The sequence below is a fragment of the Altererythrobacter sp. C41 genome (genome assembly GCF_016803135.1).
GTDB lineage: Bacteria > Pseudomonadota > Alphaproteobacteria > Sphingomonadales > Sphingomonadaceae > Pelagerythrobacter.
This window is the reverse complement of record NZ_JAEVFE010000001.1, coordinates 94,922-110,636: the sequence shown is the minus strand read 5'-3', so window position 1 is coordinate 110,636 and position 15,715 is coordinate 94,922. Positions and strand designations below refer to the sequence as shown.

Below are 15,715 nucleotides of genomic sequence, written 5' to 3'. Positions count from 1 at the left end.
ACAAAAAAGGCCCCGCAGAGGGGCCTTTCCGTAACTTTGGATCAAAGGGATCTCAGTTGAAGATCCAGTCCCAGATCGAACGCAGCATGGTTTGTCTCCTGTTGCAAATGCGCGAGGAGACTACGTTAACCATATTTTTTTGTAAACTGTTAATTAACCTTGTTGCGCAAAGGCAGACCATCCCTTTGTAAAGTCAGCATTTCCTTGATCTCGCCAACGGTGACCGGACGCGCAATGTAATATCCCTGGCCGAAATCGCAGCCCATCTCCCGCAAGAGCGCGAAAGTCTCCCGATCCTCAACTCCTTCGGCCACCGACGTCAGGCCGGCATCGCTCGCCAGCCGCGCTACGTTCGACACAATCGCCCTCGCCATCCGCGAGCGATGGATCTGCTGAACGAACAACTGGTCGATCTTGATCTCGTCGAACGGCAGCTCGAACATCGCTTCGAGATTGGCGCTGGCGACGCCGAAATCGTCCATCGAGAACGAGACGTCGAGCCGCTTGATCTGCTCGAACACGGCCCGCGCGGCGGCGAAATCCTCGATCCGGGCGGTTTCCGTGACTTCGATCGTCAGTTTCGCCGGATCGACCGAATGCGTGGCGAGGTTCATCTCGATCAGATCGGCGATGCGGCTGTCGACGAACTGGATCGCGGAGACGTTGATCGAGACTTTCGGTTCGTGATCGTGGCTGCGCAGGGTTTCCGCCGCACGCAGGCTCTTGAGCAGGACGCGCTTGGTCAGATCGTCGAGACGCCCCACTCGTTCGCACTGAAGGATGAAGCGCGCAGGCGAGATTTCGCCATGCTCCTCGTCGACCCACCGCGCCAGGGCCTCAACGCCGACGATGCACCCGCTCCGCAAGTCCGCCTGGGGCTGGAGCTTGATCGAGATGCGGTCCTCCGAAAGCGCGCTTTCCAGCCGCGCCTGGAGCGAATAGTCCCATTCTTCGCTATCGGCCGCGAAATCGGAAATGACGAACACCGGGCGATAGGCCTCGCGCGCCTGATCGGCGGCGGCGATCGCCGAGCTCAGGCGGCTGGAGATCGAGTTGTCCGAGGATCGATCGACGCCGATCGTCATCGACACGTCGAGCACGCGATGGGACACCGTGATCGACTGCGAGGCGACGGCCCGCAGGCCTTCGAGATGCCCTTGAAGATCCTGGTATTTGTCCGCGGAGACGGCAAAAGCGAAATACTTGCCGCCATCGTAATAGATGGTCGACCCTGCGTCGCCCAATGCCAGGCGTGAGGCAAGTTGCCGCAAATACCGCCCCTGATCGATCGCCGTGAGGGTCGCAAAGATGGCGTCGAGCCGCGCTATCTTCGCAACCACGATAGAGGTGGTCCTCGCGTGCTGTTCGTCGCCCAGGTCCCGCTGCAGGGCGAGAAAGTTGGGCAGCTTGCTTCGAGGTTCGAAGAACAGGTGGCGTCGCTTGAAATTAACGACTGCGCGAAGGACCGCGTACGTGGCCGCGAGGGCGAGAGTTTCGGCAAATAGCGCGCGAATTCCAAGCTTGGCGGTCACAACGAAAAATACGAGCAGCGAGACAACCCAAGCGAGATAGAAGAGCCGCCTCGATCTGTTCTGGCGGAGAGCGAGCAGGCCTATCACGAGGCTAACCCCAAACGCTCCGGCCACCGGAATCCAGCTCATAAAGGTACCCACCCCTCGCGCTGCAGTCTCCGCAGCGATGAGGTGAACCAGAGACGACGGAACGAGGCCGCGCTCGGGGACCTTTACCGCCCGTGCATCACCTTCGGACGGGCCAAGTATGACAGTGGCACTCACAAATCGCGTACCATCGGGCGCTGCCACGCGTTGCAGTTCGTTGAGGTTGTACCGGGGAACCAAATCCAGATTGATCGAGTAATCGGGGAAGATCGCGGTGCGGGACTGCGAGCCCGCGGCGAGCGCATTCCAGAGAGAGGGTAGCTCGACCTCACCGTCCGAATAGGATGCTTCGATACCCCACACGTATCCTATGAAATCGGTGCGGTAGTCATTGCTGACAATCTGCATTCCGCGCGCGAAGAATGGATCGTTCCTCTTTACCTGCTGACTCTCAGGAAAGTCACGCCGCACGGCCCTCGTCAGGACGACCTTGTCGGCCAAGCGCACGAGCTCGCTCCGCAGTTCCGCATCGATGCTGAGCGAGTTGCTGCGCTGGATCGGCATGTCGATGAAGATGCGCGCGACGCCGGCGTGCTCGAGCCGCCGGATCGTGCGAAGGAGCCGCCTGTTCTCGGTGGAACTGGCCTGCGAGTCCGGTCCCTTCTCCACCTCGACGAACACGAATTCGGAGGTGGGGCTGTGATCGAACAGCTTGGCCTGGAGCGACCAGACGGTGATGTCCAGCGGGCGGAGAATCGTGGTCGCAGCAACCAGCACCGCCAGAAGGATGGCGATGGCCGCGTGGCGGAGCCTTTCGGATCCGATCAATTCTCGTGCCAAGGGCAATGCAATCATTCCTAACCGGCGGTCGGCCCTACCGGAATATCGTAAACATCGTGTTTCCGAATGCGGCCGAAGCGGGGAAATCCCGTAAGCGTCGGCCCGTATCTCTCACCCGCCGGGGTGATAGAAGTCGTAGATCTTCTGGGCGACGCCGGCGCTGATACCGGGGGTGCGCTTCAGATCGTCCAGCGCGGCGGCGCGCACTTTCCCGGCGGTGCCGAAGTGGAGCAGGAGCGCGCGCTTGCGCGAGGGGCCGATGCCGGGAATCTCGTCGAGCGGAGAGGCGCTGATCGCGCGGCTGCGCTTGGCGCGGTGGGCGCCGATCGCGAAACGGTGGACCTCGTCGCGCAGGGTCTGGAGGTAGAACAGCAGCGGCGAATTGGTCGGCAGGGTCTTCTCGCGTCCGTCGGGGAAATGGAACACCTCGCGCCCCTCGCGCCCGTGATGCGGGCCCTTGGCAATCGCGATCAGCGGTACGTCCTCGATCCCGAGCTCCTCCAGCGCGTCGCGCGCGGCGGACATCTGGCCCTTGCCCCCATCGAGCAGGACGAGATCGGGCCAGATCCCGCTGCCCCGCTCCTGAGTGCGATCGGGGTCCTCGCGCAGGGCGCGGGCGAAGCGCCGGGTCATCACCTCGCGCATCATCGCGAAGTCGTCGTCGGTCTGCGCGGTCTTGATGTTGAACTTGCGGTACTGGTTCTTGAGGAAGCCTTCGGGTCCGGCGACGACCATCGCGCCGACGGCCTTGGTGCCCTGAATATGGCTGTTGTCGTAAATCTCGATCCGCTGCGGCGGTTCGGATAGTTCAAGGAATTCCGCAAGTTCTCGGTTGATCTTCGCCTTGGTTCCGCTTTCCGCCAAGCGCCGGTCGAGCGCTTCCATGGCGTTGCGGCTCGCCTGCGCCATCAGCCGCCGCCTGTCGCCGCGCTGGGGCACGGAGATCTCGACCCGATGCCCGGCCACTTCGCACAGCGCCTCGGCGAGCAGCGCCTGCTCGGGCAATGCGCGATCGACCAGCACCGTGCGCGGCGGCGGCACTTCCTCGTAGAACTGCGCGAGGACGCCGGCGAGCACGTCCGCGTCGTCGACGTCCTGCGTATGCGTGGGGAAGAAGGCGCGGTGGCCCCAGTTCTGCCCGCCGCGGACGAAGAAGGCCTGAATGCCGACCTGCCCCCCCTTGCTGGCGAGGGCGAAGACGTCTGCATCGCCGACACCCGCGGCGTTCACCGCCTGGCTGCTCTGAATCGCCGTGGCGGCGCGCAGGCGGTCGCGGAGCATGGCCGCGCGCTCGAAATCGAGCGCCTCTGCCGCCTGTTCCATCTGCCGCTCGATTTCGCGCTGAACGCCGGACGATTTGCCGCCGAGAAAGTCCTTCGCCTGGCGCACGAGTTCGGCATAGTCCTCGGTGCTGATGCGGCCGACGCAAGGGGCCGAGCAGCGCTTGATTTGATAGAGCAGGCAGGGCCGGTCGCGTCGCTCCAAAAAGCTGTCGGTGCAGGATCTTAGGAGGAACAGCTTCTGCAGCGCGTTAATCGTCGTGTTGACCGATCCCGCGCTGGCGAAGGGGCCGTAATAGTCGCCCTTGGCCCGCCGCGCACCGCGGTGCTTCATGATGCGGGGATATTCATGATCCGCCCGCAAGAGGATGAAAGGAAATGATTTGTCGTCACGCAGCAGGACGTTGTAGGGCGGCCGGAAGCGCTTGATGAGCTGCGCTTCGAGCAGCAGCGCCTCCGCCTCGCTGTTGGTGGTGACGATCTCCATTCGCCGCGTCTGGCTGACCATGCGCTGGAGGCGGTTGGAGAGATTGGCGACCTGCGTGTAGTTCGCGACCCGGTTCTTCAGCGCGCGCGCCTTGCCGACGTAGAGCACGTCGCCGCGGGCATCGAGCATGCGGTAGACTCCGGGCTTGGGCTTCAGCGTCTTCACCGTATCGCGGATCGCCTGCACGCCGGCTTCGATGTCGGGCTGCGCGTCACCCTTGACCGTGTAGGTCGCGCGCTCCTCGTGGAAACGCTCGGCGCCGCGCGGGTCGTAGGGGGAGCCGGCGGAGGAGGGAACGCGCGGGGGCATGGGGTTCACATAAGGCTTGTGCCGAAAATGGAAACAGGGCCCGCCGCGCAGCCAAGCACGGTTAATGTTTCACGGGGCATTTGCACCTCCGGTCCGGTCGCGTAAGCGTGGCCTGGACTGGCGAACCCGGAGTTGAACGAGATGTTGAAGAAGTTGATCGCGGTTGCCGTTCTCGGCGCATCGGTCGTGGTGCTCACCGGCTGCAACACGGTGAAGGGCCTCGGCCGCGACATCGAATCGGTCGGCGAAGCGGGCGACCGCGCGACCTGATGCGCTTGCCATTCCGCGCGGCGGCTCTACCGCGGCGGGAATGCAGACCCATGACGCTATCGTTCTCGGCGGAGGCGCCGCCGGGCTGATGTGCGCGGCCGTCGCCGGCCAGCGCGGACGGCGCGTGCTCGTTCTCGAACGCGCGGCCGAGGTGGGGAAGAAGATCCTCATTTCGGGCGGCGGGCGGTGCAACTTCACCAACCTGAACACCGCGCCCGACCGCTATCTTTCAGCCAATCCGCACTTCGCGAAGTCGGCGCTGAGCCGCTACACCGCGCGCGACTTCCTCGCGCTGGTGGAGGCGCACGGGATCGCCTGGCACGAGAAGACGCTGGGGCAGCTCTTCTGCGACGGATCGGCGCGGCAGATCGTCGCCATGCTGCTGGCGGAGTGCGCGACAGCCGACGCCGCAGGCGGTACGGTCGAGGTGCGCTGCGGCGAGGAAATCGGAGAGGTCTCGCACGACGGCGGCGAATATCGCGTCATGACGTCATCCGGGGCGTTCGCTGCGCCCGCGTTGGTGATCGCCACCGGCGGCCCCTCGATCCCGAAGATGGGCGCGACCGACTTCGCCTACCGCCTCGCGCGGCAGTTCGGCCTCAAGGTGGTCGAGCCGCGCCCTGCCCTCGTACCACTGACCCTGGGCGGCGAGGACGTGCTGTTCCGGGAGCTCTCGGGCGTTTCGGCCGAAGTCGTCGCGCGCTGCGGCAAGGCGGCGTTCCGCGAGGCGGCGCTGTTCACCCACCGCGGGTTGTCCGGCCCGGCGATCCTGCAGGTCTCCTCCTACTGGCGCCCGGGCGACGACATCGCGATCGACTTCCTCCCCGACGCCGCCGACGAATGGCTGCTGGCGGCGAAGCGCGCCAATCCGCGGGGCACCGTCCGCAGCGCGCTCGCCGATGCGCTGCCCGATCGCCTCGCCGCGACCCTTGCCGAGCGGATCGCACTCGAAGGCGACCTCGGCAACATGCCCGACAAGGCGCTGCGCACTGCAGAGGCGCGGCTGGCCGACTGGCGCTTCCGCCCCAACGGCAGCGAGGGTTTCGCCAAGGCGGAGGTCACGGTGGGCGGGATCGCGACGGCCGAGCTCTCCTCCAAGTCCATGGAGGCGCGGCGCGTACCCGGCCTCTATGCGATCGGGGAGGCGGTGGACGTGACGGGCTGGCTCGGCGGCTACAATTTCCAGTGGGCCTGGGCGAGCGCGGTCGCGGCCGGGGCCGCGCTCGCCGAAGCCGGTTAGAACAGCTTGCGGAACTCGATCTCGAACGTGCGGCCGAGCGGGTCCACCAGCGAAGGTTGATAGCTGAGCGGGACGACGCCGCTGCTGTCGGTCACGCGCTGCTGGGCGTCGAACAGGTTGTCCACGCCGAGCGAGAGCCGCGCGCCTTTCCAGAAGCCCGGCGTGCCGCCGGTCAGCCAGTCCTGTTGCTCGAGATTGACGAAGGCGCGCAAGTTGAACTTGGCGATATCGTCGAAGAACAGGTCCTGCGAGCCCGGCATGCCGCTGCCGTCGATGCGCGTCGCCGCCTGGTAGTCGCCGGAGAGGCGCAGGCCGAGGCCCTTGTAGAACAGCCCGCCCTGGAGCTCGATCTTGTGGCGCGGCACACCGTTGCCGAAGGCCTGACCGCTAAGCTGGTCGAGCACCGGACCGCCGGGCGCGACCAGCACTTCGTTCTCGAACTCGATCGAGTGGTAGAGCGCCATGTGCCAGCGGCCCTGCCCGTCTCCGCCGCCGCCGCGGCCGAAGCGCATCCCGCCCCCGCCACCGCCGCCGCGCGAACCCTCGCGGCGTTCGGCGCGCGCGGCACCGTCGGCGCTGCACATCCGCTCGCGCAGGGCGGCGACCTTGGCCGGATCGATCTGTCCGTCCTCGCCCTTGAGCCGCGCCAGCATCCGCTCGGGCAGGCCGGAGAGATCGGGCGTCTCGCCTTCGGGCGTGGCGCAGAATTTCTGCCGCAGCTCGGCCATCTGTGCGGGGTCGAGCCCGCCCGGGCCGCGCGCGCCCTGTCCTTCGCCCTGCGCCGGCGCGGTGAAGGTCATCCGCTCGCGCCGCTCGCCGCCGCCGCCCTCGGGTTGTTCCTTGCCGACGCGGCCGAACAGGTTGATGCCGTAGCGCAGCCGCGAGCTCTTGGTGCCTTCGAAGGTGATCGGGCGCCGGTCGATCGAGACCAGGTTGCCCGCCGGGTCGCGCACCACGCGGTCGGGGAACGCCGCCTCGATCGCCGGCGTGAGCAGCGGGAAGTTCTGCGTCACGTCGTCCGAACGGTTGCGGAAATATTCGACGACGATGTTCGCGCGGTCGAACAGGTCGAGCTCGTAGTTCGCCGAGACCTTGATGTCGCGCTGCGTCTCCGCGCTGAGGTTCGGATTGCCGCCGCTGACGATCGTCGCCAGCACGCTCTGCCCGGCGGCGAAATCGTAGACCGGCACGTTGTATTCCGTCACGATCGGATCGCCGAGCTGCGACAGGCTGGGCGCCGCCTCGCGCCAGATATAGCTCGCCTGGAGCGAAAGCCGCTCGGTCGGTTTCCACGAAAGCCCGGTGGTGTAGTCGGCCAGGGTGCCGAAGTCCGAAAGGTGATCGACCCCCGCGGCGAGGTTGAGGCTGAGCTCGCCCAGCGCGCCGAGGAAGCCCTCGCGCGCGCTGGCAATCGGCAGGCCGAGATTTACGCCGGCGGAGAGATTGCCGCGCGTCTGCGACAGGTCGTCCGCATCGGTGCGTGTGTCGGTGCTGTCGATACGGTTCCACGAATAGCCGGCATCGAACGTGAGGTTCGCCTCTCCTGCCGGGAGCATGAACGGCGTGCCGCGCAGCGTCGACTTCACGTCGGCGGCGTAGGACGTGCTCTCGGCGCGGTCGACGCCGGCACGGGGGATCGCCGGCAGCGCACCATCGATCTCCAGCTCGCCCGCATCGACCAGATCCTGCAGAACGCCGGTGTCGCGCCGCTGGTCGATCAGTGTGGTTCGCTCGGTGCGGCTGGCATCGAGCGTCGTGTCGAGCATCCAGCCGCCGAGCGGCTTGATGATCGATCCGCCGAGCGAGAAGGTGGTCGAGCTGTTGCGGCGGGTGAGCGGATCGTCGTCGATCGTACGAACCGCGCTTTCGCCGTTCGCCGTCAGCGTGACCACGTCGAGCCCGGAGAGCGAGCGGCCAGTCGTGTGCTCGACGCCGCCGTTCACCGAGAACGTGCCCGAGCCCGGCGCCTCGCCGAGGCTGGAATTGAGCGTCGCATCCAGCTCCCAGGTGTCCGACGATCCGCGCAGACTGCGGAACGCGGCCGGGTCGGGATCGCCCGCCACGGTCGGCGTGCTGCCCGGCGTCTGCACGATGTCGCGCTCGTCTTCGGTCAGGAGGCTGGTGGTGTTGTACTCCATGCCGATGTTGAGGCGCCGGTTGCCGTTGATCGTGAGCTGCGACGCTTCGATCTCGCCATTCCCGGTGCCGCCGCGGCCGGGCATGCCATATTCGACCTCGACCTCGCGGGAGGCGAAGTTTTCCTGCAGGATGATGTTGATCACCCGCTGGTCCGCCGGATAGCCGAACTGAAGCGCAACTTCCTCCGGCAGGACTTCGATCTTCCGGATCGCCTCGGGCGGGTAGCGGCGGAACTCGCGGAAGCCGCCGGAGCGCTGGCCGTTGATGAGGAACACCGGACGCCCCTCCCCGCGCCCGCGGCCCGATCCGGTCTGCGGTGCGAGCTGCTCGATCAGTTCCTCGATCGAACCGGCGCCGTAGGAGCCGATCTCTTCCGCATCGAGCTCGAACACCGGCGGCACGTCGGTATCGACCTGCCCGCGGATGCGCTCGGCGGTGACGACGATCTCCTCGTCCCCTTCGGCGACCTCGCCATCGGCCGAGTCCTGCGCCCAGGCCGGCGCCGGGGCGATTGCGAAAGCGGCAATGGCGAGCAGCGATGCGGTGGCAGAAAGTTTCGGCAAGGGTGTCAGCGTCCTTTTGTCGTGTCTCGTTGCGCCTCCTCCCCAGCAAACGAACTGCCAAGCGCGGGCCGGCCGTGCAATCCCCGGCCGAGTAACGAATTGTCGCGCGAAGCTTTCTCCAGGATTGACGAGCAATTCATCAGTTTGCGCACCATGCGCGCCGCGGGCTTCCCTTTTCCGCCTTCCGCCGCTAAGGGCGCGCCCTACTCGACTCAAAATCACACGGAACGAACGACTGCATGGCCAAAGAAGAACTCCTCGAAATGCGCGGCAAGGTGGTGGAACTGCTGCCCAACGCGATGTTCCGGGTGGAGCTCGAAAACGGTCATGAAGTGCTCGGCCACACCGCCGGCAAGATGCGCAAGAACCGCATCCGCGTGCTGGTGGGGGACGAGGTCCTGTGCGAGCTGACGCCTTACGATCTCACCAAGGCGCGCATCACCTACCGCTTCATGCCGGGACGCGGCGGGCCGGGCCCGCAGTAAGCGCGCGGGGGTGCCGACACCCTCCCTCATTCTTGCCTCCGCCAGCCCGAGGCGCCGCGAGTTGCTGGCGCGGCTCGGCATAGAGCCTGCGCGCGTCGCACCCGCGGACATCGACGAAACGCCGCTGAAGGGCGAATTGCCCCGCGACTATGCCGTGCGCATGGCGCGCGAGAAGGCCGAAGCTGCAGCAAGCGGCGACGGCCACGTGCTGGCGGGTGACACCGTGGTCGCCGCAGGCCGGCGCATTCTGCCCAAGGCGGAGGACGAGGCGACAGCGCGCAAGTGCCTCGAACTGCTCTCCGGCCGGCGCCACCGCGTCCTCTCCGCCATTGCCCTGCGTGCGCCCGACGGCACGGTGCGCGAGAAGCTCAGCGAGACCATAGTGCGCTTCAAGCGGCTGAGCCGTGAGGAGATCGACGCTTACATCGCCGGCGGCGAGTGGCACGGGAAGGCGGGCGGCTACGCCATCCAGGGCGCGGCGGAAGGACTGGTGGCCTGGATTCAAGGCAGCCATTCGGGCGTCGTCGGCCTGCCGCTGTTCGAGACCCGCGCGCTGCTCAAGGCGGCAGGCTTCCGCATTGGCTGACTGGCTGGTCGAGGAAGGGATCGGCGAGCACCGCGCGGTGCGCCTCTCCGGCGACCGCATCGTCCAGGCGCGGGTCGAATGGCCAGGGCGGCTGGCAGCGGGACACGTCGGCGACGCCACGCTCGTCTCGCGCGCGGCTGGCGCGGGGCGCGGCACGGTGCGGTTCGCGAGCGGCGAGGAAGCGCTGGCCGACCGCCTGCCGCGCGAGGCGAGCGAAGGCGCGGCGATCCGGGTCGAGGTCGTCCGCGCGGCGATCGGCGAGCGGGGCCGGACCAAGCTGGCGCAGGCGCGGCCCAGCGACAAGGCGCCGGCCGCCCCTACCCTCGCTGAACGCCTGCTGGCGGAAGGACACGCGGCGCAGGTCGTGCATCGCTTTCCCGAATGCGGCTGGGACGAACTCGCGGACGAGGCGCTGGACGGGACGGTCGCCTTCGCGGGCGGATCGCTGCTCTTCGCCCCGACGCCCGGGATGACGGTGGTGGACATCGACGGCACGCTGCGGCCGCGCGAGCTGGCACTCGCCGCCGTTCAGCCGCTGGCCGAGGCGATCCGGCGCTTCGACCTCGGCGGATCGGTCGGGATCGATTTTCCGACCCTGGACGCGAAAACCGACCGGCGCGCGGTGGACGAGGCCCTCGGCACCGCGCTCGGCGGCTGGCCGCACGAGCGCACGGCGATGAACGGCTTCGGCTTCGTCCAGCTCGTCGCACGGCTGGAACGGCCGTCCCTGCTCCATCTCGCGCGTCTCTCGCGCACCGGCTTCGCCGCGCGCCGTCTGCTGCGCCGGGCCGAGCGGGTGGCGGAGCCGGGCGCGCTGCTGCTCACCTGCCATCCCGCGGTCGAGGCGGCGCTGCGGCCCGAATGGCGCGAGGCGCTCGCCCGCCGCACGGGGCGCGAGGTGCGGATCGCCGCCGATGCCGGCCTTGCGCTCGAAAGCGGTTTCGCGCAGGCGGTGGCGTCATGAGCAAGCCGAAGCCCTGCCCGATCTGCAAGAAGCCTCGCAGCGAGGAATTCGCGCCGTTCTGTTCGGCCCGCTGCCGCGACCGCGACCTCGCGCAATGGTTCAACGACGGCTATGCCGTGCCCGGCCGTCCGGCATCGCCCGACGAGATCGCCGGGGAGGACTGATTCCCCCCTTGCCAAGCTCTACCGCCTTCGCCATAGGGCCGCTTCCAACCGCTCGCCGGCTCTTTTCGGGGCCGTTTCGCAGAGTGCGCCCAGGTAGCTCAGTTGGTAGAGCATGCGACTGAAAATCGCAGTGTCGGTGGTTCGATTCCGCCCCTGGGCACCACCTCCCTGATCCGAACATCCCAGCGCGTCTCTCCACCAAGGGAAATTGCAAGCATTAATGCGTGCCACGGTTTAGCGACGTTTGCGCTCCGGTAGAGGTGCAGCAGACGCACCGCCTGCGGCGCATTTGTCCTCTCGCATGAAGCGGACTCCCCTGTTCGATTGACGCTTCTTGGTCCGAGGGAGGAAGCCAAATGAGCAGAGCGGTCTTGATCGTGGGTCTTGCACTATCGCTTGCAAGCTGCGGGAGCGATCCGGCGGACGCTTCCGGGGACGCCGCCAGCGACCCGGCCGTGCCGGAGCTGGCGATCCTCACCGAATACGGCGGGCCCGATGGCGGTTACGATTACCTCTCCGTCGACAGCGATGCCCGCCGTGTGTTTGCGGCGCGCGAGTTCGGCGTGATGGCTGTCGATCTCGATACCGGCAAAGTGACCGACCGGCTGATCGAAGCCAACGACGTCTCCGCCGTTCTGCCGATCGCCGGCACGAACGAGATGCTCAGCACCGTCTACGGCGACAACGAGGCCGTCCTGTTCGATCGCGGCACGGGGGAGGAGATCGCGCGGATCGCCGTCGGCGAGAAGCCGGACGCGGCGGCCTACGATCCCGACAGCGGACTGGCTTTCGTGATGAACGCGGGCGGCAATAGCATCTCGCTGATCGACGTCGCCGACCGAGCGCCGGTCGGCACGATCGCGGTCGGCGGCAAGCCGGAGGCCGGCGCTATCGACGGCAAGGGCCATCTGTTCGTGAACATCGAGGACACAGCGGAGATCGCGGTGATCGATATCGCCGCCCGGAAGGTTGCCCGCCGGCTGCCGCTCCCCGGCTGCGTGGAGCCGACCGGGATCGCCTACGACGCGTTGAGCGATACCTTGATCTCGGCCTGCCACAACGGCGTTGCCAAGCTGATCGACGCCGGCTCCGGTGCGGACAAGGGGACTGTGCAGGTCGGGCGGAATGCCGACGGCGCCATTTTCGATCCGGGTACGCGCCTGGCTTACATACCCGCCAAGGAAGGCACCCTGACGCTCTTCCGGCTCGCCGAAACCGGCGTGGCGGGCGAACCGGCGAGCGTCCCGACCCGTTATGGTGCGCGCACTGCGGCGCTCGATCCGGCGACCGGCCGCGTGTACCTCTCGACGGCGGACTTCACCGGAGGCGCCGCGGACGAAGACGTCGCCACCCCCAGCACCTTCCGCATTCTGGAGCTCGGCACCAAATGAAGCACGCCCTCCCCCTTCTCCTCGCCGGCAGCCTGATCGCCGGCACGCCCGCCGCCGCCGAGACGATCCAGGTCTGTCCCGAGGGATCGCAGACGCAGAGCTGCGATTTCACCGGGAACGACGCCGTCCAGCAGGCGGTCGATCGCGCCGCGGATGGCGATGTGATCCGGCTCGCGCCGGGCCGCTACGTCCCCTCCTCGTACCGCGATGTGCCCTTCGAGGACATTGTGGCACGCGGCTATGTCGTCATACGCGACAAACGTCTGGCGATCGAAGGGAGCGACGGTACGGTTCTCGACGGGAAGGACGGCATTCCGGCGATCGCCTTCGTGCTGGAGAACGCCGACGTCACCTTCCGCAACCTCGATATCAGCGACTTCCGCTGGGGCGAGGAGGAAGACGACATCTACGACGGACATGGCATCTTCGCGATCGACAGCCGCGTGCGAGCCTCGGACATCGTCATGCGCGGGATCGTCAAGATGGCGCTCACCGGGCGCGGGCGGACGCTCATCGACGCATCCGCACTCCGGCTCCTCGACGGCCATCTGGGGATCTGGCTCGAGGAAGCGGCACATGCCCACGTGCGCGACAGCGTCATCGCCGGCGGGGATTCGGCAGGCATCGCGACCTACGACGACAGCACGCTTCACTTGTTCAACTCGGTCGTGGCGAACAACACCGACGACGGTGTCTATGCCGCGGACGGCTCCACGATCCTGGTCGTTCGCTCGGTCATTGCCGGCAATGCGCCCTACGGGATCAATGCGGAGAAGAATGGACGGGTGACGGTGCGCGAGAGTGCCATGCACGCCAACGCCGCGCCTGCCAACGCCGCGCTTGCGCCCGGCCAGCTCGCGATCGACGAGGACGTCGTGCAGGCAGACCCGATGCTGGATGCGCAATGGCGCCCCAAACCGGGATCGCCCCTGCTTGCCCGGGACGGATCGGGACAGCCGATCGGGCTCACGGGGGAACGGCCGTGATCCGCGCTTGCGCTTCGTTCGGTCTGCTGGGCCTGCTGCTGGCGGCACCGGCTCAGGCGGAGCAATATTGGACCAGCACGCGGATCGTCCAGATCGGCGCCGTGGCGGAGGATCTCGATTACCCGCACTACAGTGATGTGATCTACATCGGGGTCGCGGATCGCGAATGGCTTCCGGAAACCTGCCGCAAGATGCCGGGCCTGCTCGCGCGGGCCAGTGATACGGCGCTCCTTCTGCTGGCCAAGGCAGCGTTCGAACACGGCCGCCCCGTGGTCATCAAGGCCGACGACCAAGGCAAGATCGGCGAATATTGCCGGTTCTTCCAGATCACGGACGAGGCGCCGTGAGCGACGAGCCGCGCAGGATCGCGCCCGCGACGACAGATTGAAACAAGGGGATACGTGATGACCTTCAGGACGCCCGTACTGGCCTTGGGGCTTCTCGCTACCGCAATGACGGTCCCCGGGATCGCGCAGGATCAAGGTACGCCAGGCATTCAGGACGAGCTGGTCATGACGCTCAACGAGGGTATCGACGATCCCGATGCGCTCGAGTTCGACTGGCCCATGCTCTCCATCGGCACGGGGCAGTATGAAGCCGGGCCCACCGGCGTCACCGTCATCCGTTTCGGCCGCAAGGTGCACGGCGCGGTGGACGTGCGCGGGGGCGGTCCGGGGACGGTCAACGCGCCTTATCTGGACCTCGGCTATGTCCAGCCCGAACTCGACGCGGTCGTCCTCGCCGGAGGGTCCTGGTACGGGCTCGAGGCGGTCACCGCCGTCAACACCGCGATGAAGGACGACGGATATCGCGGCGGCCACTGGAACAACGTCGGTCTCGCCGTCGGCTCCATCATCTACGACTTCGGCGGGCGCCGGCTGAACGAGATCTATCCGGACAAGCGCCTGGCACAGGCCGCCTACCGCGCAGCCCGGCCGGGGATCTTTCCGGTCGGCCCTTACGGCGCCGGCCGCTCGGCCATGACGGGCGGTCTGTTCGGATGCAATGCCCGGTCCGGCCAGGGTGCCGCGTTCCGGCAGATCGGCGACGTCAAGATCGCCGTCTTCACCGTCGTCAACGCGCTGGGTGTCGTAACGGACCGCGAAGGCAAGGTGGTAGCATGTCACGCCGGTGCCAACTGGCCCGAGGATCTGGCCGCGCACGAGTTGCTGAACGCCTCCCCCGCAAGCCTCGGGCCCGACTGGGACGGCGAGCGTGTCGGAGGGCCCGAGCGCAAGAACACCACCATCAGCCTGGTGGTCACCAATCGGTCGATGTCGAGTGCGGAACTCAAGCGCCTCGCCGTCCAGGTGCACACCTCGATGGCGCGCGGCATCCAGCCGTTCGCGACCGAACTCGACGGCGACGTACTCTATGCAGTCTCGACGGGAGAAGTCGATGCGGGTCCCGGTGACGGCCTCGTCACGGCCGAGATCGGCACGGTCGCATCGGAACTCATGTGGGATGCCATTCTGAGCAGCGTTCCCGAACAACCCTCGGCTCCCCCGCCGCTACAGTCTCCAGACAAGGCTTCCGATCTGCAGGATTTCGTCGGCAGCTACCGTTTCAGCCCGCTCGCATCGCTGGACGTAACCGCCGAAGGCGGCCGTCTCTTCGGACAGGCGACCGGCGAGCGCGATGTGTTCGCCATTCGCAAGGGCGAGCCGGTCGAGCTCCTGCCGTCGGGGCCGAACCGGTTCGTGATACCGGGCCGCTATCCCTTCAGCATTCGCTTCGAAGGGGACGAGGCGATCATCAATCCCGGACGCTGGCAGCAAGTCGGCACGCGTCGCTGAGGATCGCCGACCGGCTCAGATCGCACGCTCCATGTAGTGTGCTGCGCCACCGTAGCTTGCCAGCGAGCGCTCGACATCTGCATCGTGGACCACGGCGAAGCCCTGCGCCTGCCAGAATTCGGCAGAGTTTCCGACCGCCACCAGCGAGAGGGTCGCAAATCCGCGCATCCTCGCGATCGTCACCGCCGAGGCCACCGCCTCGATCGCCAGACCCTTTCCTCGACCGCGCGGCATCAGTGCGAGATCGTGTATGTAGTAGGTGTCCGCACACCCGGGCAGTTCGCCCAGCCGTGTGTCGAGCGCGGGCGGCGCCTTCCGCGTCCAGGGGTGGGAGATGAGGTAGCCCAGCGCCTCGCCGTCATCCACGAGCAAGCGGCATCCTTCGGGAAACAGCGTCAGCCGTTCCGCGAACACGGGTTCCTCTTCCGGATAATCGGGATGAACGCACGCCGCGATCCGGACCACGGCGGGCAGGTCTTTCACCGTCATGGTTCGCCAGCGCGCTTGCTCAAGTTCGTCAGTCATGTCTTCCGTCCACCGAACCGGCGTTCGTCGCGCCGATCCATGCGATCCTAATCAACGACGCGAGATTGCCC

14 protein-coding genes and 1 tRNA gene are annotated in these 15,715 nt (G+C 66.9%); 11 read left to right on the top strand and 4 right to left on the bottom strand.

The window, feature by feature from the left end; translation table 11 throughout:
- Positions 1 to 149 precede the first annotated feature (149 nt).
- Both JNO53_RS00420 and uvrC read right to left on the bottom strand, forming a co-directional pair.
- Positions 150 to 2,447 carry an EAL domain-containing protein gene (locus JNO53_RS00420; protein ID WP_203106821.1) on the bottom strand — a complete coding sequence of 766 codons (2,298 nt, stop codon included), beginning with the start codon at positions 2,445 to 2,447 and terminating at the stop codon, positions 150 to 152.
- 123 nt (positions 2,448 to 2,570) lie between these two features.
- Positions 2,571 to 4,535: an excinuclease ABC subunit UvrC gene (gene uvrC / locus JNO53_RS00415; RefSeq protein ID WP_203106820.1), complete on the bottom strand. Its 1,965-nt coding sequence runs from the start codon at positions 4,533 to 4,535 to the stop codon at positions 2,571 to 2,573.
- A 141-nt stretch (positions 4,536 to 4,676) separates the two neighbouring features.
- On the opposite strand from uvrC, the gene JNO53_RS00410 reads away from it, so the two are divergent.
- Entirely contained in the window at positions 4,677 to 4,805 is a 129-nt protein-coding gene (locus JNO53_RS00410) for an entericidin A/B family lipoprotein (RefSeq protein WP_203106819.1), read from the top strand.
- Positions 4,806 to 4,845: 40 nt separating this feature from the next.
- Positions 4,846 to 6,045, top strand: coding sequence for an NAD(P)/FAD-dependent oxidoreductase (locus tag JNO53_RS00405; RefSeq protein ID WP_203106818.1), 1,200 nt, complete (start codon positions 4,846 to 4,848; stop codon positions 6,043 to 6,045).
- Here JNO53_RS00405 and JNO53_RS00400 read toward each other — a convergent pair.
- Positions 6,042 to 8,747 (bottom strand): TonB-dependent receptor domain-containing protein, encoded by a 2,706-nt coding sequence (locus tag JNO53_RS00400; RefSeq protein ID WP_238401522.1) that lies wholly within the window; start codon positions 8,745 to 8,747, stop codon positions 6,042 to 6,044. The genes JNO53_RS00405 and JNO53_RS00400 overlap by 4 nt on opposite strands.
- Positions 8,748 to 8,986: 239 nt before the next feature.
- On the opposite strand from JNO53_RS00400, the gene infA reads away from it, so the two are divergent.
- The 9 genes from infA to JNO53_RS00355 all read left to right on the top strand — a co-directional run bounded on the left by infA (position 8,987) and on the right by JNO53_RS00355 (position 15,119).
- Positions 8,987 to 9,232, top strand: coding sequence for a translation initiation factor IF-1 (gene infA, locus JNO53_RS00395; RefSeq protein WP_047806247.1), 246 nt, complete (start codon positions 8,987 to 8,989; stop codon positions 9,230 to 9,232).
- 10 nt (positions 9,233 to 9,242) lie between these two features.
- Positions 9,243 to 9,818 (top strand): Maf family nucleotide pyrophosphatase, encoded by a 576-nt coding sequence (locus JNO53_RS00390; RefSeq protein ID WP_203106817.1) that lies wholly within the window; start codon positions 9,243 to 9,245, stop codon positions 9,816 to 9,818.
- Positions 9,811 to 10,782: a ribonuclease gene (locus JNO53_RS00385; RefSeq protein WP_203106816.1), complete on the top strand. Its 972-nt coding sequence runs from the start codon at positions 9,811 to 9,813 to the stop codon at positions 10,780 to 10,782. Before JNO53_RS00390 ends, JNO53_RS00385 begins: the two co-directional genes overlap by 8 nt.
- The gene (locus JNO53_RS00380) at positions 10,779 to 10,946 is read left to right on the top strand and encodes a DNA gyrase inhibitor YacG (RefSeq protein WP_203106815.1); all 168 of its coding nucleotides are present in this window, start codon (positions 10,779 to 10,781) and stop codon (positions 10,944 to 10,946) included. Before JNO53_RS00385 ends, JNO53_RS00380 begins: the two co-directional genes overlap by 4 nt.
- Positions 10,947 to 11,033: 87 nt before the next feature.
- A tRNA-Phe gene (locus JNO53_RS00375) sits at positions 11,034 to 11,109 on the top strand.
- 193 nt (positions 11,110 to 11,302) lie between these two features.
- A complete protein-coding gene (locus JNO53_RS00370; protein ID WP_203106814.1) occupies positions 11,303 to 12,337 on the top strand; it encodes a YncE family protein in 1,035 nt (344 codons plus the stop codon).
- Positions 12,334 to 13,323 carry a right-handed parallel beta-helix repeat-containing protein gene (locus tag JNO53_RS00365; protein WP_203106813.1) on the top strand — a complete coding sequence of 330 codons (990 nt, stop codon included), beginning with the start codon at positions 12,334 to 12,336 and terminating at the stop codon, positions 13,321 to 13,323. The genes JNO53_RS00370 and JNO53_RS00365 overlap by 4 nt, the downstream gene beginning before the upstream one ends.
- Positions 13,320 to 13,670, top strand: coding sequence for a hypothetical protein (locus JNO53_RS00360; protein WP_203106812.1), 351 nt, complete (start codon positions 13,320 to 13,322; stop codon positions 13,668 to 13,670). The genes JNO53_RS00365 and JNO53_RS00360 overlap by 4 nt, the downstream gene beginning before the upstream one ends.
- A 57-nt stretch (positions 13,671 to 13,727) precedes the next feature.
- On the top strand, positions 13,728 to 15,119 hold the full coding sequence (locus tag JNO53_RS00355) for a P1 family peptidase (protein ID WP_203106811.1): 1,392 nt from the start codon (positions 13,728 to 13,730) through the stop codon (positions 15,117 to 15,119).
- A 15-nt stretch (positions 15,120 to 15,134) separates the two neighbouring features.
- Here JNO53_RS00355 and JNO53_RS00350 read toward each other — a convergent pair whose 3' ends face one another.
- A complete protein-coding gene (locus JNO53_RS00350; RefSeq protein WP_203106810.1) occupies positions 15,135 to 15,644 on the bottom strand; it encodes a GNAT family N-acetyltransferase in 510 nt (169 codons plus the stop codon).
- Positions 15,645 to 15,715: the final 71 nt, after the last annotated feature.

Bases quoted from the DNA above. Each gene is read 5' to 3' on its own strand.
- uvrC (WP_203106820.1), bottom strand. From the start codon at position 4,535: ATGCCCCCGCGCGTTCCCTCCTCCGCCGGCTCCCCCTACGACCCGCGC.
- JNO53_RS00410 (WP_203106819.1), top strand. From the start codon at position 4,677: ATGTTGAAGAAGTTGATCGCGGTTGCCGTTCTCGGCGCATCGGTCGTG.
- JNO53_RS00405 (WP_203106818.1), top strand. From the start codon at position 4,846: ATGCAGACCCATGACGCTATCGTTCTCGGCGGAGGCGCCGCCGGGCTG.
- infA (WP_047806247.1), top strand. From the start codon at position 8,987: ATGGCCAAAGAAGAACTCCTCGAAATGCGCGGCAAGGTGGTGGAACTG.
- JNO53_RS00380 (WP_203106815.1), top strand. From the start codon at position 10,779: ATGAGCAAGCCGAAGCCCTGCCCGATCTGCAAGAAGCCTCGCAGCGAG.
- JNO53_RS00370 (WP_203106814.1), top strand. From the start codon at position 11,303: ATGAGCAGAGCGGTCTTGATCGTGGGTCTTGCACTATCGCTTGCAAGC.
- JNO53_RS00365 (WP_203106813.1), top strand. From the start codon at position 12,334: ATGAAGCACGCCCTCCCCCTTCTCCTCGCCGGCAGCCTGATCGCCGGC.
- JNO53_RS00355 (WP_203106811.1), top strand. From the start codon at position 13,728: ATGACCTTCAGGACGCCCGTACTGGCCTTGGGGCTTCTCGCTACCGCA.
- JNO53_RS00350 (WP_203106810.1), bottom strand. From the start codon at position 15,644: ATGACTGACGAACTTGAGCAAGCGCGCTGGCGAACCATGACGGTGAAA.